Below are 15,003 nucleotides of genomic sequence, written 5' to 3'. Positions count from 1 at the left end.
ATCAGCTGTACTGCGGACGCAATTGAGTCCGTTTGTTGACGAATTGGTCTGCTCCCAATGCCGCGATGCATCCGTCGGCCGCCGAGATTACCGCTTGCTTGATCAGCGTTCTTCGTGCGTCTCCGCCTGTAAATACACCCTCCACATTGGTGCTCAGCTGATCATCCACCATAATGTAGCCTTCTTCATCCCGCATCACGGCGTTCTTCAGAAAATCCGTTCTCATTCTCCGAAATTGCACTCCTCCGAAGGGACGTCTGCAATGCCTTGGATAGAGGGCTGACGAAGAGTAGCGCCTTCCGTCCACTCGGCGAATCGGACTTTTACCGTAATTTGAGGGGTTGTCCAATAAGTAAAGGGAGTCCTTCTCGGCTTATTGAAGAAAGGACATTCCTGCTTGGTCATCGTTCTCAAGCGATGCTCAAGCTCCTTCCATTCACTGTATGTGAATTTGGCAGTACCCGCATGTCCTATATATCGGAGTCCGGCTTGTCCGTCGTATTGTCCCAAAAGCAGCGCATTGACTCTTCCTTCCCGTACGGTAAAGCCCCCGATGACGGCAACAAGGTCGCGGTAGTTTTTGATCTTTAACCAGTAGTTCTTCTTTTCCCCGATGAGGTAAGGTGACTCGATGTTCTTCATGACGATTCCTTCCATCCCGTGCTGCCGCATCACCGCAAACAGAGCCGCCGCGTCATCATGGGAAACCACCCGCTGAATATGGGCATTCGGTTTGATAATATGCTCCAGGAGTTCGCTTCTTTCTGCAAAAGTGCGGCGCTGAATCCACTCGCCATTATAATGAATAATATCGAAAATCATATAGCTCACCGGCACCTCCTCCCGCAAGCGGAGAACCTTCTCCATTCGGCGCATGCCGTCCCGCCGCATAACTTGATGAAAGGATGGCCTTCCATCGGCCCCCAGAGCGATCACCTCACCATCCAAAACAACCGAATCAGCGTCGCAATACGAGCGGATATCGGCAATTTCGGGATAATGAAGCGTTCGTTCATTCAATTTGCGGTTGAACATACGGACGTTTTGACCGTCAAAATAAGTGAGAACACGCACACCGTCCCATTTGATCTGAACTGCCCAATTCCCGGTTTGCGGAATCGTCTCGCTTCTTACAGGCTCCATGGGCACAATCGGTTTCAAGGGGGGCAGTTCCATTTTCCGTCTCCTTCGTTCCGTCTCTTCCATCCCACCGGTTCTTTCCCGGCATCGGTTGATGATAGTTTGAACCGATTTTGGAATAATATTTAGGAAACGTTATATTCGGATAAGGAGGACATACCGCGTTGGCCGCTGCGAGCTTGAAGGAAATCATCCGCGTGGAAGGGCATGAGATTGCCGTAACCAATCCGGAAAAGGTCTTATGGCCGGGACAGGGCATCACCAAGATGGATTTTTTGCTCCAGTTGGCCAAACTGGCGCCCTATCTGCTGACATACTGCCGGAACCGGTATTTGACCACGATCCGATTTCCAGACGGCATACGGGGCAAATCGTTCTATCAGAAAAACTGTCCGGAGCCCTCTCCGGAATTCGTGCGGACGGCCGTCCTCAACGGCATTAATTATGTTAATCTGGATTCGCTGTCTGCCTTAATGTGGCTGGGTAATCTGGCCAGTATTGAGTTTCACCCCTCCTTTCATTATATCGGCGACCCTTTGCCCTCCGAATGGATCATCGACATCGACCCTTCTCTGGAAGTGGAACCGCGGATCATGCAGGCGGCACTGCTCGTAGGTGAAGTTCTGGATTCGCTGCGCATCCGAAGCATCCCCAAAACCTCCGGCGCGACCGGGATACAGATTTTCGTTCCGATCCGGCGCGGCTACACATTCGAGCAGCTTCGGGCGATCGGCGAGTTTATCGGAAATTTTTTGTCGCATAAGCATCCCGGCTTATTTACGATCGAACGGCTGAAAAAAAACCGCAAAGACTTGATTTATATCGACTATCTTCAGCATTGGCCCGGCAAAACGCTTTCCGCCCCTTATACGCCACGCGCCCGGGAACACGCCCCTGTGTCGACACCTCTCGAATGGAACGAGCTTTCCATGAACCTGCGGTTTCAGGATTTCAATCTGTTCACCATCGAAGACCGTCTCAGGAGCAAAGGAGATTTGATCCAGCAAATTCCCCCGCAATCGCTCGACAGCATTCTCGATTTCATCATGAAAAAGAAAAACACCTGATCGAAAACGATCGAGGTGTCGGCATAAAAGCTTTTTGAGCTTGCTATTCCATACCGCCCTGTGTCTGTCCCTGATTCAGACGATACCGGGCGATTTTGTAGTAGCCGTTCATATTCTGCAGTTCGCTGTTTTCGACAAAGCGCAGCTTCATCGATGGTGAAGCATCCAGAATATATTGCCTCAACGCCGATGCGCCGCCGCCGATGACATAAAAGCATTGAATGTCCGGATATTTGTTCCAGCGTTTTTTGATCATATCAACAATCTTCAATGCCGCCCGGGAAAAATAATTATCCACAATCGGCCGGATATCCGCTTGCTGTTCACCGATTCTCTGTATGACAAAATCGCGGCTCTTGATTCTTTGCACCAGCTTGGAGCGGCTTGGGAAGGAATAGCCGTAGAGGTCCTCCACATCGCGGATGATGTTATCCAGGTAACCCGATAAACCCAATTGTTCCCCATAGCTGAAATGATTGTCCACATTCAGTTTCTTGACGACCGGAAAATCGGTAGTCAAAGCCCCGATTTCACACACGCCGATTACGCCGTTGGACAGCTCATGGTCCTTAACCTGCAAATATTCATCCGTCGCCAGGTTGAAAATCGCGGCGGCTCCTTCAATGGACACAATGCACCTGCGGATGATGACTTTTATCTTCCGCTTTCCAAAACGCGGGGTGGTCAAGAAGGTCACTTCATGTTCGCCCACCAGGCGCTCTTCAAAATTTTTATGAAAACGGGCATACGTGCGTACCGGGAGTCCCGTTCCGATTACATATTCGGCTTCTTCAACGTTGCTGTATGCGGACTGACCGGACAAAGCCGCATAGGCAAGCGAAGTGATGGCCACGATCAACGACTGGTCCGATACCGCCTTATTATCAGTTTCTTCCAGTTCGAAATTATCTTCTTTTTCCATTGCCAGCAAACCGACAAAATAGCGCTGGTTGTTCTTTTCCAGTGAAGGACTGTTCACGATGACATCAAGAGCCTCAATAGCGGATTCTTCTTCTTGCAGGATCAGCCTGTCGTACCCTGGTGCAACAATATTCGGAATGATGATGTGTTGGTTCATTCCCTCCACAATCACTTTGACGCTGTCATTGCCCACATCGATTCCCGCTAGTTTAACCATTATTTCCTCCCTTTCGCAAGTGAAAAGATGGATTTGACAAATATTAGATATATATTAAACTCAATTCGACTTTTTCGAACAAATTCCTCCTGTTCTCATCATTTATTTTTTATTTTTTTAATTATCGGAAGGTTTTTTGAGATTGTATGGCGAATAAAAAACTTTGCATATTTTTTTCATTATTTTTCCTCACATAATCTTTCCATTTCTTAGCCATCATACAAAAAAAGCCAATAAAAAGGGGTACATATGAAATTGAAATGGGATAGCCGACAGTTCACATTCATGGTCATTCCTGAAGCGAACCGATCCGTTGTTCGTTTTCGGGTCCCGGGTTTGATCTTGTATCTGATACCTGCCGTTCTGATCACATTGGTAGGCGCCCTGCTAATCTTCTTCTTTTTAAACGATTACAATATTCACGCCAAAAATCTGATGAAGCGAGATCTTATCGATAAAACCTCGGCGTATGAGAACAAGCTGAAGAACAAAGACAACACCATCGACAAGCTGCAGAACCAGGTGATTCAGCTTTCACAGCAGGCAGATGAAATGAAAACGAAAGTGGAAGAATTAAAAAAGCTGGAACAGGAATTAAAAACCCTTGGTAAGGTCGGTTCGACGAGCACCAAAGTCAAGCCTGTCGCTGTATTATCTGCGGATAACACCCCTGCTTCGCACGGGCAGGCGGATCAAACCGGCATGGGCGGGGTAACCGAGGCGATCAGCGATCAGGATATCCAACAGCTCCTTACGAATACTTCTTCCACGTTTTCTTCATTGGGAGAAGATATTGACAATCTGATGGACAGTCTAGGCGATGCCAGGCAAAAATTGCTTGACAAGCAGTACTTATTGCGGGTGACGCCATCGATCTGGCCTACGATTTCGAACAGGATCACTTCCGGATTCGGTTATCGGGTCGATCCATTCACCGGCCGTCCTGGATTTCATTCCGGAGTGGATATCGGCGGCAATTTGAACGACCCCGTGTATGTCACCGCAGAGGGCATTGTAGAAACCACCGGATATGATGTTTTCCATGGGAGAAACATTATTGTCAAGCATGCCAACGGAATCAAAACCTGGTACATGCACTTGAACCAGATTCTGGTCACTGAAGGCCAAAAGGTCGGTAAAGGCGAAGTCATAGGACGATTGGGTTCGACGGGCAGAAGCACCGGTCCCCATCTCCATTATCAGGTAGTGAAACGAGGAAAGACCGTCAATCCCATGGCTTATTTAACACCATCATGAAAGGAAGACTACTGAATGTTTGCCAAGAAAAAATCGAAGGTGAACCCGAACACGACCGATACGATCATCGGGGAAGGAAGCGTGTTCGAGGGAAGAATCAAATCGGAAGCAGGCCTTCGCATTGAAGGACATGTAATTGGAGACATCGAGTGTCAGGGAGATGTGGAGATTGGGGAACACGGAAATGCCAAATCGAATATTTCCGCCCGCAACATAACAATTGCCGGGACCGTTCACGGCAACATCATCACAAAAGGGGCATTGACCCTAACCCCAACCGGCAAACTTTACGGCAATTCCAATGCCGAATCGCTGATGATTGCTCAGGGCGCCATTTTCCACGGATCAAGCAAAATGGAAAGCAAAACCGGCACAAGTGTAACCGCCGAAAAAAGCGATTCCGAGAAAAGCGTACAGACCGAATTCCCTCAATATATAAACAAATCAAATGTCGGTTGAACAAGATTTATAAATCGATGCCCGCCTGACCAAGTCAAGCGGGCCCTTATTATTTCTAATTTCATTTGTTGAAGGTGTGAATACACTGAATAAGCATCAGTATTTATTCAACGGTATCGTTTCCGCACTTTTGGCTTGTACCGGAGGCGCCGTACTTATCATTGAAGCTGCGCATTCCGCGGGATTCTCCCGAACCGCTCTCGTTTCCTGGTTGTTCGCAGTATTTTTTCTGGGTGGACTCGTCAGTATTGCAATGCCTCTTATTTTTAAACTGCCCATAGCCGGAGCCCATTCCATTACCGCTGCCGCCTTTCTGGGCACGGCTGCCGCACATTTCACCCTTCCCGAACTTGCCGGAAGCTACGTTATGGCGGGGCTATTGATCGCGCTTGTTGGTATGACCGGCATTTTCGCTAAATTCATGAAGCTTCTCCCCAAACCGATTGTTGCAGCCATGTTGACGGGCTTGGTTGCCCAGTATGTCATCAAAATCGTTCCGGCACTTCAAGCTTACCCCTTGGCCGGTACATTGTCCATTCTCGGCTTCCTGTTGACGAGCCGTTATTTCAAAAAAATACCACCTATTGTCAGTGTCCTGGTACTGGGAATTTTCGGCCTCTGGGCAAGTCAGCCGGCTTGGCAAATACCCGAATTGCACGTCGTGCTGCCGCAATTGGTCATCCCTGCATTTTCTGTGCATGGTTTCATTTCAATCGCGGTTCCTGTCGCCCTGTTGATACTCAGCAATGATATCGCCGTAGCCATGGCAGCCCTCCAACAAAACGGCTACAAAGCTCCAATGATGTCTTCCCTGTTCATTTCGGGAATAGGCACTTCTTTGGCGGCTTTCTTTGGTGGACATGCGGTCGCTGTTGGCGGTATGATGACCGCATTATGCAGCAGTGAGGATGTCGGGCCTAAGGATAAAAGATTTCGGGCCGCAATGGTTTCCGGGATTCTTGTGACATTATTCGGATTGTTTGCATGGGCCGTTATTGATCTGATCACTTTACTTCCCCGGCCATTTATTTCCCTGATCGCGGGCTTTTCATTGCTGCAGGTCCTAATTGCCAATGCGCATTTCGCTTTCTCGGCACATTCCTATCGTTATTCGGTTGTTGCCGCATTTATCGTATCCATTTCCAATGTTTCTTTCGCGGGAATTTCCTCGCCGGTTTGGTCGCTGCTGGTCGGATCCTCCATTGCTTGGATGCTTGGGGAGCGGAAAGCGGAGATGTCGGGGTCTGGCTAGCGGGGGAGTGGATGAAATGCGACTAAGGAGGATTTGTTTCCCAATGACTTTGAGAACCCTGCATGCCAATCTTTCCTTTATTTAAAAGTCGGTGGCCGAATAGGTCTTGCTGTCCCCGGTGCGGACATAGGGAACACTAAAGTTTGGACTAATTTCTTTTTAAGAACCGAGGTCAACCTGCAAATTGCTTTCCTGCAGTATATCACAGTGCGTTTCTTGATGTGGCTCCATGCAGTCCCTGCATTGTCCAAGACGGTATTTTACCTTGTAATATCCGGTTTGAAACACCCTTCCCGATGCTGCTATGGGAACGATGGAATTGCAGTAAATACAAAATATATATTGTTCAGTCATCCTGTTTCCCCCTTCCCTCATTTATTCTATGGCTGCCAATGTCTCATCCAAGTCGCTGGACTCCAATATCTTTTGTAGTGTTTGGCTGCAACCTTCTCAAACCCGATAATCTATTTGCCATCTCAGTTCCTTTTCATATTGGGCCGCCAAACGGCGGTACATTTCATGCACGATGCGTGAATCCGGGCACGCTTTTCGAACGTATTCTTTTAAGAGCAGATTCAATAACGAGCTTTGATGATACGTATCCGTAAAGACAACCCCATATTGCCAAAGTTGATTCTTCCTTCTCCATACCGGATTCCCTTGTACTTGGCAGTCCGTATTCATCAGTTGAAACGAGAAACCAAGCTTAAGCTGGTTGTCCACAGGCAATTTCAAATCGCTTTCAAAGCAAAGCCCTTTCGGACTGATATCGATCAGCATGACCGGCTTGCTTTTAGCCGCATCCACCAGTTTGCCTTCAAAGCTAATAATATTCAACAAGGCTTCTTGGCCTTGAAGCTTAATCCGGACGAATTTTCTTTTCTGGCGACTCAATGGTAATGCCATAATCAGACTCCATTCTTTTTCAGGTTAATTCCAAAATTTGATACGTTTTGTAGTATTCAACTTCTTAAATACATGTTACAATATGTATCGTATCAACAAAAAAAATACTTACTATTACCTAATTATTGATACATTTTGTTTCAGTTTATGCAAAAAAACAAAAAAAGTATTATGATTATCTTGTCATCCGAATTCAAAAGGTGGAAACCAGATGAAATATGGGAACAGGATTGCGACATTACGCGACAAACAAGGATGGACACAGGAAGACTTGGCCCAGCGATTGGGGATCTCCCGCGCCGCCTTATCCCATTATGAGAAGAACAGAAGAGAACCCGACTATGCGACATTGACCAAGATCGCCGATGTCTTCAAAGTTTCGATCGATTACCTGGTCGGCCGGATTGACAATCCCCAAGGTGTTCTTGACCGTGAGGTGCGGGAATTTGCCGATCAGCTTGAACTGTCCGACGAGCAAATCCTCGATAAGTTCACGTTGACCATCGATGGAAGGGAATTGACTCCCGAGCAAGCCCGGCGTTTCATTGCCTTTGTCCGGGCGGAACGTTCCATGGGTCTTTAGGCTGTCATATCTTTAGCTCATATGTATGTAAATCTGTCTTCTATTTGCTCTCAGCCTGCCCGGAAACCCGGTTTTTTTCTTGAATATCCATGAACAAACCGCGAATATCCTGCTGCGGGATGCCCATCTGCTTTGCCACGCTAAATACATCGAGTGTAATCTTCCTGCCTGCGCTAACGGAATAATCAACCTCAGAGTTATTCTTTTTTTTCATCATCGCAGCACTTCGAATGAAGCGTTCACTCTCCTTTTTAGCTAGCTTGTTTTCTTCAATTCCGATAGGTACAAGAGTTATTATAACGGAAACGATTTAAAGATCATGTCGTTTTCTGTATTGCACTTACAAAAATTCCCGTCTAGTTTTGTCGGAATTATCCAACCGTATGTAAATCTTTCATTTTCACAGAAAAACCGCCCTGCAATGCAAGGCGGTTCAGCATTTATTTGTATTTTATGGATTATGGCAGGTTGGAGGAACCCATTAAATATCGGTCGACTTCCCTAGCCGCTCCCCTGCCCTCATTAATCGCCCAAACGACCAAGCTCTGGCCTCGCCTCATGTCTCCCGCGCTAAAAACGCCTTTTACGTTCGTGGCGAATTTGCCGTATTCTGCTTTTACGTTGGAGCGCTCGTCACGGGCAATGTCCAATTGGGCAAGCACGGTGTCCTCCGGGCCCAGAAAGCCCATAGCGAGCAAAACAAGCTGTGCGGGCCAAACCTTCTCGCTCCCCGGAATTTCCACCGGTACCATTCTCCCTCTATCGTCGCGTTTCCATTCGATTTCAACGGTATGCAGCTCTTTGACATTCCCCTGATCATCACCGACAAAGCGCTTGGTTGTGATGCTGTAACGACGGGGATCGGCTCCATAGACCGCCTGTGCTTCTTCCTGGCCGTAATCAAGTTTGTAAATGCGTGGAAACTGCGGCCAAGGATTGCCGGGCGTTCTTTCCTTTAAAGGCATCGGCATGATTTCCAGTTGAGTGACGCTGTTGCATTTGTGGCGAAGCGATGTACCCACGCAGTCCGTCCCCGTGTCGCCCCCGCCGATGACGATGACATCTTTACCCTCAGCGGAAATGAAATTCCCGTCCTCATGATTGGAATCAAGCAGACTTTTCGTGTTTTTGTGCAGGAATTCCATGGCTAGATGAATGCCCTTCAATTCCCGTCCCTCAATCGGAAGATCTCGCCCTTTGGTCGCTCCGCCGCAAAGCACTACGGCATCATATTCGCGGAGCAGCTGCTCTGCAGGAATATCCTTGCCGATTTCCGTATTGGTGATGAAAGTGACGCCCTCTTCGGCCATCAGGTCGATTCTGCGCTGTACAACTTTCCTCTTGTCCAGCTTCATGTTCGGTATGCCGTACATCAGAAGTCCGCCGATCCGGTCATTGCGTTCGTAGACCGTAACCAGATGTCCCGCTTTGTTCAGTTGAGCCGCACATGCCAATCCGGACGGACCCGAACCGACAACCGCGACTTGCTTGCCGGTGCGTGCAGCCGGAGGCTCCGGAATGATCCAGCCTTCGTCGAAGCCGTTGTCGATAATAGCTCTTTCGATCGTTTTAATCGTCACCGGATCGCCATTCAGACCGACTGTGCAAGACCCCTCGCACGGGGCGGGGCATACTCTTCCAGTAAATTCCGGGAAATTGTTAGTTTTGTGCAGCCGACCGAGCGCTTCCTTCCATAACCCCCGGTACACCAGATCATTCCATTCCGGAATCAAATTGTTGACCGGGCAGCCGGAGGCCATTCCATTGATCAGCACGCCTGAGTGGCAATACGGAATCCCGCAGTCCATGCACCGCGCACCTTGGGTCTTCAAGTTTTCTTCCGAGAAATGCAGGTGGAACTCTTCCCAGTCTCGAATACGATCCAGGGGATCGCGATCTTTGGGAAGCTCCCGTTTATATTCCATAAATCCTGTCGGTTTACCCATGGCTATCCTCCTAAAAGATTTCCCTGCCGCTCACTGCGGCCGTTAATTTCCGCCCACGCGCGATTCGTCCAACATATTCGCTTCGAATGCGGCCATAATAGCGGCTTCCCCGGTCAACCCGGAATTTTTGACCTTCTCGATTTGCTCAAGCATCCGCTTGTAATCCTTCGGAATGACCTTGACAAACTTCCATACCAGTTCATCCCAGCGGTTGAGTATTTTTTGCGCATGCTCGCTGTTTGTATATTTCACGTGCCGACGGATCATGCCTTTGACCTCTTCCATCTCGACTTCGTCCTCGAGCCGCTCGAACAGCACCATTTCCTTGTTGCAGTTGCTTTCAAAAACATCATCCGGATCAAAAAGGTACGCGATCCCGCCGGACATGCCCGCCGCAAAGTTGCGGCCTGTCGGTCCAAGCACAACCACGCGTCCACCGGTCATATATTCGCAGCCGTGATCACCCACGCCTTCAACGACGACACGAACGCCGCTGTTTCTGACGCAGAATCGCTCACCGGCCATGCCGCGGATGTACGCTTCGCCGGAAGTGGCGCCATAAAAAGCCACGTTGCCGATAATGATGTTCTGTTCCGGAACAAACATCGATTTCTCTGAAGGATAAATAACCAATCTGCCTCCGGACAGCCCTTTGCCGAAATAGTCATTCGAATCTCCTTCCAGGGACAGGGTAACCCCCTTGGGCACGAATGCGCCGAAGCTTTGGCCGGCCGAGCCCCGGAAATGCAGGCGGATCGTTCCGTCCGGAAGACCTTCCGCTCCGAAACGTCTCGTAATCTCGCTGCCGAGGATCGTTCCCACGACGCGGTTGATATTGCGGATCGGCAGCACCGCATGAACCGGTTCCTGCCTTTCCAAAGCCGGTTCGCAGATGTTGAGCAGCTCTTGCATATCCAGCGAGCGGTTCAGTCCGTGATCCTGCGGTTCGGTGCAGTATCGGCCAACATGACTCGGTACATCGGGCTGATACAAAAGCGGCGACAGATCCAGTCCTTTCGCTTTCCAATGCTCAATCGCCTGAACCGCTTCAAGCTTATCCGTTCTTCCGATCATTTCGTTGATGGTGCGGAATCCGAGCTGCGCCATCAGTTCTCGGACTTCCTGCGCGATGAACCGCATGAAATTCACCACATGCTGCGGATCACCGGAAAATTTTTTGCGCAAGTCGGGATTTTGCGTCGCGACTCCGACAGGGCACGTATCCATATGGCAAACCCGCATCATCACGCATCCCAGTACAACCAGCGGGGCGGTAGCGAATCCAAACTCCTCCGCGCCCAGCAGCGCGGCAATCACCACGTCACGCCCGGTCATCAGTTTGCCGTCCGTCTCCACGACGATCCGGTCGCGCAGGTTGTTCAGCACCAGGGTTTGATGGGTTTCGGCCAAGCCCAGCTCCCACGGAAGTCCCGCATGCTTGATGCTGGTTTTGGGCGAAGCTCCGGTTCCTCCGTCATAGCCGCTGATCAACACCACGTCCGCATGGCCTTTGGCAACCCCCGCGGCAATCGTGCCCACGCCGACTTCCGAAACCAGCTTGACGTTGATTCTGGCCTTCGGATTCGCGTTCTTCAAATCGTGAATCAATTCCGCCAAATCCTCAATTGAATAAATGTCATGGTGCGGAGGAGGCGAGATCAGTCCCACACCGGGTGTCGATCCCCTGACTTCGGCAATCCACGGATATACCTTCCTGCCGGGAAGCTGTCCGCCTTCACCGGGTTTGGCCCCTTGAGCCATCTTGATCTGAATTTCATCGGCATTGACCAAATAATGGCTGGTGACGCCGAACCTTCCTGAAGCGACCTGTTTAATCGCACTGCGGCGCAGATCTCCGTTGGCGTCGGGAATGAAACGCGCGGGATCTTCTCCGCCCTCGCCGGTATTGCTTTTGCCGCCGATGCGGTTCATGGCGATTGCCAGGCTTTCATGCGCTTCCTTGCTGATCGAGCCATAGGACATCGCACCCGTCTTGAATCGCCGGCAGATCGACTCCACGGATTCCACTTCATCCAAAGGAACCGGTTCGGCATCGGATTTGAGCTTCAGCAGTCCGCGAAGCGTCTTCAGCTGCTTTTCCTGATCGTTGATCATGTCCGAATATGCTTTAAAAAGCTGCTTATCATTGGTGCGGCAGGCCTGCTGCAAAGTATGAACGGTTTGCGGATTATAAAGATGATATTCCCCTTCTTTTCTCCACTGATAATGTCCGCCCGTATCCAAGACTTTTTCTTTGCCTTCCTGCGGTGAAAATGCTTTCGCATGCCGGAGTTCCACTTCCCGGGAAACCTCGGCCAATCCGATTCCGCCGATACGCGAAGGCGTCCAGGTGAAATATCGGTCCACGAACGGCTTGCTGAGACCGATCGCTTCAAAAATCTGGGCTCCTCTGTAGCTTTGGATCGTCGAAATCCCCATTTTGGAAAGCACCTTGGAGATCCCTTTGGTGGACGCTTTGATATAGTTGTACACCGCTTTTTGGTGATCGATGTTGACGATTTCTTCCTGCCTGATCATGTCGTCCAGGGATTCAAGCGCAAGGTACGGATTGATGACGCTGGCGCCGTATCCGATCAACAGCGCAAAATGCTGCACTTCACGCGCTTCCCCGGTTTCCAGAATCAGGCTGACTTTCGTTCGCGTGCCCGAACGGATCAAATGGTGATGCAGGCTTGAAACGGCCAGCAGCGCAGGGATGGCGGCAAGCTCGGCGTTCATGCCGCGATCGGTCAAGAGCAGCAGAGTGGCTCCTTGCCGAATGGCCTTGTCCGCTTCGGCAAACAAGCCTGTCAGCGCCTGCTCCAAGCCTTTTTCGCCATGAGCTGCCTTATACAAATAAGGCAGTTCGGCGGTTTTAAACCCTTCCCGCCGGATATGGCGCAGCTTGGCCATCTCCTCATTGGTCAGAATCGGCGTTTTAATGCGGATCTGCCGGCAGCTCTCCGGCTTTGGATCCAGCAAATTGCCTTCCGGCCCGATCGTCGTAACCGTTGCCGTAATCAATTCTTCGCGGATGGCGTCGATCGGCGGGTTGGTAACTTGAGCGAACAATTGCTTGAAATAATCGTAGAGCAGCTGCGGTTTATCCGACAGTACGGCGAGCGGCGAATCGATGCCCATCGATCCGATCGGATCGACGCCCGTCGTCGCCATCGGCGCGAGCATTTTGCGCAAATCCTCATACGTATAACCAAAGGCCTGCTGTCTTTGCGTCAGCAGCTCATGGCTGTATTCATGCACGTCCGGAGCGTCCTCAATCCGGCTCAGATCGATCATATGCCGGTCAACCCATTCCTTGTACGGCTGCTCGGAAGCGATTTTGCTTTTAACTTCCTCATCGGAAACAATCCGGCCCTCTACCGTATCCACCAACAGGATGCGGCCCGGTCGAAGCCGATCCTTCAGTATGACATCCTCCGGAGGAATATCCAGCACACCGACCTCGGACGCAAGCACGATCAGATCGTCCTTGGTCACATAATATCGGGCCGGCCGCAAACCGTTGCGGTCCAGCACGGCGGCAATCTGCCTGCCGTCTGTGAATGCCATTGCCGCAGGACCATCCCATGGCTCCATCAGGCAGCTGTGGAATTCATAGAAGCCTTTGAGCTCAGCATCCATGCTTTCATGGTTTTGCCACGGTTCCGGAATCATCATCATAGCGGCATGCGGCAGCGAACGGCCGGCTAAAAGCAGGAACTCGAAAGTATTATCGAATTTCGAGGAATCGCTTCCATCCGCGTCAATAACCGGAAGCACTTTCTTCAAATCGTCCCCGAAGACTTCGGATTCGCATACGGCCTGTCGGGCGTACATCCAGTTTTCGTTGCCGCGAAGCGTATTGATTTCCCCGTTGTGGATCAAGTACCGGTACGGATGCGCGCGTTCCCAGCTGGGAAACGTATTCGTGCTGAAACGCGAGTGAACGAGCGCCAGCGCCGTTTCTACCGAGGGGTCGCGCAGATCAAGGTAGAAGGTATCCACCTGATCGGTGGTCAGCATGCCCTTGTATACGATTGTCCGGCAGGAGAGACTGGAAAAATAGAAAAATTCTCCGCCTTCTGTTTCCGAAGCCCGGATCTCCCGTTCCGCGCGCTTGCGGATAATATACAGCTTGCGTTCAAAGGTCAACTCGTCCTTCACAGCGGAGCTGCGTTTGATGAACACCTGACGAATGAACGGCTCGCTCGACTTCGCGGTTTCGCCCAATAGAGCGTCATCCGTCGGAACTGTCCGCCATCCGATCAAATGCTGCCCTTCCTCGGCTATGATCCTTTCGAGGATTTGCTCGCCTTGCTTGCGGTGCGCCGGATCGGGCGAGAAGAAAACCATGCCGACGCCGTAATCTCCGGCTTTGGGCAGGTTGATGTTCTTTTTCGCCAATTCCTTCTTCAGGAATTTGTGCGGGATCTGCATGAGGATTCCGGCACCGTCGCCGGTATTCGTTTCGGAGCCCTGTCCGCCGCGGTGATCCAAATTTGTCAATATGGTCAGCGCCTGGTGAACTATTTCATTTGATTTTTTCCCTTTGATGTTAGCCACGAAACCGATACCACAGGCGTCATGTTCGAAACGGGGGTCATACAGCCCTTGCTTGGATGGTAAGCCGTTACGTTTCATCTCGTGCACCTTTCTACCTAAATTTTTAGTGATACTTCGCCAATTTTCGCAATATTAATTATTTTAACACCCTCCAAAAAACAGATCAATTTAATATTTTTATAGCCCGATTTAAAAAAATTTCGGACAATTGATCACTGAAACAAGAGTAATTTCCCAATTAACAGCACAATGGCAAGACCCCGGAAATTTCACGACCGGGGCCTTGCCATTGTGCCGTGCCGGCTTATTTCAATTTCCCCAATTCCATCTCAACCAGATGTGTAAGTTCGTTTTCATATCCGCCATGTACCTTGTATTTTTTTACGAATTCCTTGACAAATTTTCTCGGGTTAGCAGGACGATAAATGCGGGTCAATTCCATCACGCTTTTTTTAACTTCGTCACTCGTTTTTGAAGCCATTCATTTTCCTCCCTGATGGTTAATGGTGTTAATACATTCATACACCCGGAACCTGCCGATTATGTACGTCCCCCCGTCAAAAAAAGAAATCGCTTTCCACCCCTGAAACTTATCTGTATCATACACTGATCCTGAGCATTTGACAATAACGTTCCATAAAATGACGATATTTACCGTTTATCCATTCTAACTTGCAAAAAGCGGACATACA

The 15,003-nt window shown here is 49.9% G+C and carries 13 protein-coding genes; 5 read left to right on the top strand and 8 right to left on the bottom strand.

What is annotated here, in order from left to right; all coding sequences use genetic code 11:
* Window position 1 precedes the first annotated feature (1 nt).
* On the bottom strand, window positions 2-226 hold the full coding sequence (locus tag VF724_RS04430; RefSeq protein ID WP_371753011.1) for an FAD-dependent oxidoreductase: 225 nt from the start codon (window positions 224-226) through the stop codon (window positions 2-4).
* On the bottom strand, window positions 223-1,176 hold the full coding sequence (locus tag VF724_RS04425) for an ATP-dependent DNA ligase (RefSeq protein ID WP_371753010.1): 954 nt from the start codon (window positions 1,174-1,176) through the stop codon (window positions 223-225). The genes VF724_RS04430 and VF724_RS04425 overlap by 4 nt, the downstream gene beginning before the upstream one ends.
* Window positions 1,177-1,304: 128 nt before the next feature.
* Here VF724_RS04425 and ligD point away from each other — a divergent pair, with 128 nt between their 5' ends.
* Window positions 1,305-2,207: a non-homologous end-joining DNA ligase gene (gene ligD, locus VF724_RS04420; RefSeq protein ID WP_371753009.1), complete on the top strand. Its 903-nt coding sequence runs from the start codon at window positions 1,305-1,307 to the stop codon at window positions 2,205-2,207.
* Window positions 2,208-2,250: 43 nt separating this feature from the next.
* Here the strand turns inward: ligD and VF724_RS04415 are convergent, their stop codons facing one another.
* A complete protein-coding gene (locus VF724_RS04415) occupies window positions 2,251-3,345 on the bottom strand; it encodes a ParM/StbA family protein (protein ID WP_371753008.1) in 1,095 nt (364 codons plus the stop codon).
* Between the two features lie 249 nt (window positions 3,346-3,594).
* On the opposite strand from VF724_RS04415, the gene VF724_RS04410 reads away from it, so the two are divergent.
* The 3 genes from VF724_RS04410 (at window position 3,595) to VF724_RS04400 (ending at window position 6,313) form a co-directional block, all read left to right on the top strand.
* Window positions 3,595-4,602, top strand: a complete 1,008-nt coding sequence (locus VF724_RS04410) for a peptidoglycan DD-metalloendopeptidase family protein (protein WP_371753007.1) — start codon at window positions 3,595-3,597, stop codon at window positions 4,600-4,602.
* A 15-nt stretch (window positions 4,603-4,617) separates the two neighbouring features.
* Window positions 4,618-5,061, top strand: a complete 444-nt coding sequence (locus VF724_RS04405) for a bactofilin family protein (protein ID WP_371753006.1) — start codon at window positions 4,618-4,620, stop codon at window positions 5,059-5,061.
* Window positions 5,062-5,137: 76 nt separating this feature from the next.
* The gene (locus VF724_RS04400) at window positions 5,138-6,313 is read left to right on the top strand and encodes a benzoate/H(+) symporter BenE family transporter (protein ID WP_371753005.1); all 1,176 of its coding nucleotides are present in this window, start codon (window positions 5,138-5,140) and stop codon (window positions 6,311-6,313) included.
* Window positions 6,314-6,763: 450 nt separating this feature from the next.
* Here VF724_RS04400 and VF724_RS04395 read toward each other — a convergent pair whose 3' ends face one another.
* Window positions 6,764-7,219 carry a PilZ domain-containing protein gene (locus tag VF724_RS04395; RefSeq protein WP_371753004.1) on the bottom strand — a complete coding sequence of 152 codons (456 nt, stop codon included), beginning with the start codon at window positions 7,217-7,219 and terminating at the stop codon, window positions 6,764-6,766.
* A gap of 211 nt (window positions 7,220-7,430) precedes the next feature.
* Here VF724_RS04395 and VF724_RS04390 point away from each other — a divergent pair, with 211 nt between their 5' ends.
* Window positions 7,431-7,802: a helix-turn-helix domain-containing protein gene (locus VF724_RS04390; RefSeq protein WP_371753003.1), complete on the top strand. Its 372-nt coding sequence runs from the start codon at window positions 7,431-7,433 to the stop codon at window positions 7,800-7,802.
* 40 nt (window positions 7,803-7,842) lie between these two features.
* Here the strand turns inward: VF724_RS04390 and VF724_RS04385 are convergent, their stop codons facing one another.
* From VF724_RS04385 to VF724_RS04370, 4 genes are all read right to left on the bottom strand, one after another.
* Window positions 7,843-8,016, bottom strand: a complete 174-nt coding sequence (locus VF724_RS04385) for a hypothetical protein (protein WP_371753002.1) — start codon at window positions 8,014-8,016, stop codon at window positions 7,843-7,845.
* Between the two features lie 244 nt (window positions 8,017-8,260).
* Window positions 8,261-9,748: a glutamate synthase subunit beta gene (locus VF724_RS04380; RefSeq protein WP_371753001.1), complete on the bottom strand. Its 1,488-nt coding sequence runs from the start codon at window positions 9,746-9,748 to the stop codon at window positions 8,261-8,263.
* Window positions 9,749-9,790: 42 nt separating this feature from the next.
* Window positions 9,791-14,389, bottom strand: a complete 4,599-nt coding sequence (gene gltB / locus VF724_RS04375) for a glutamate synthase large subunit (protein WP_371753000.1) — start codon at window positions 14,387-14,389, stop codon at window positions 9,791-9,793.
* 226 nt (window positions 14,390-14,615) lie between these two features.
* Window positions 14,616-14,792, bottom strand: coding sequence for a hypothetical protein (locus VF724_RS04370; RefSeq protein WP_371752999.1), 177 nt, complete (start codon window positions 14,790-14,792; stop codon window positions 14,616-14,618).
* Window positions 14,793-15,003 lie beyond the last annotated feature (211 nt).

The organism is Ferviditalea candida, assembly GCF_035282765.1.
GTDB lineage: Bacteria > Bacillota > Bacilli > Paenibacillales > KCTC-25726 > Ferviditalea > Ferviditalea candida.
This window is presented reverse-complemented; position numbering and strand designations above follow the sequence as displayed.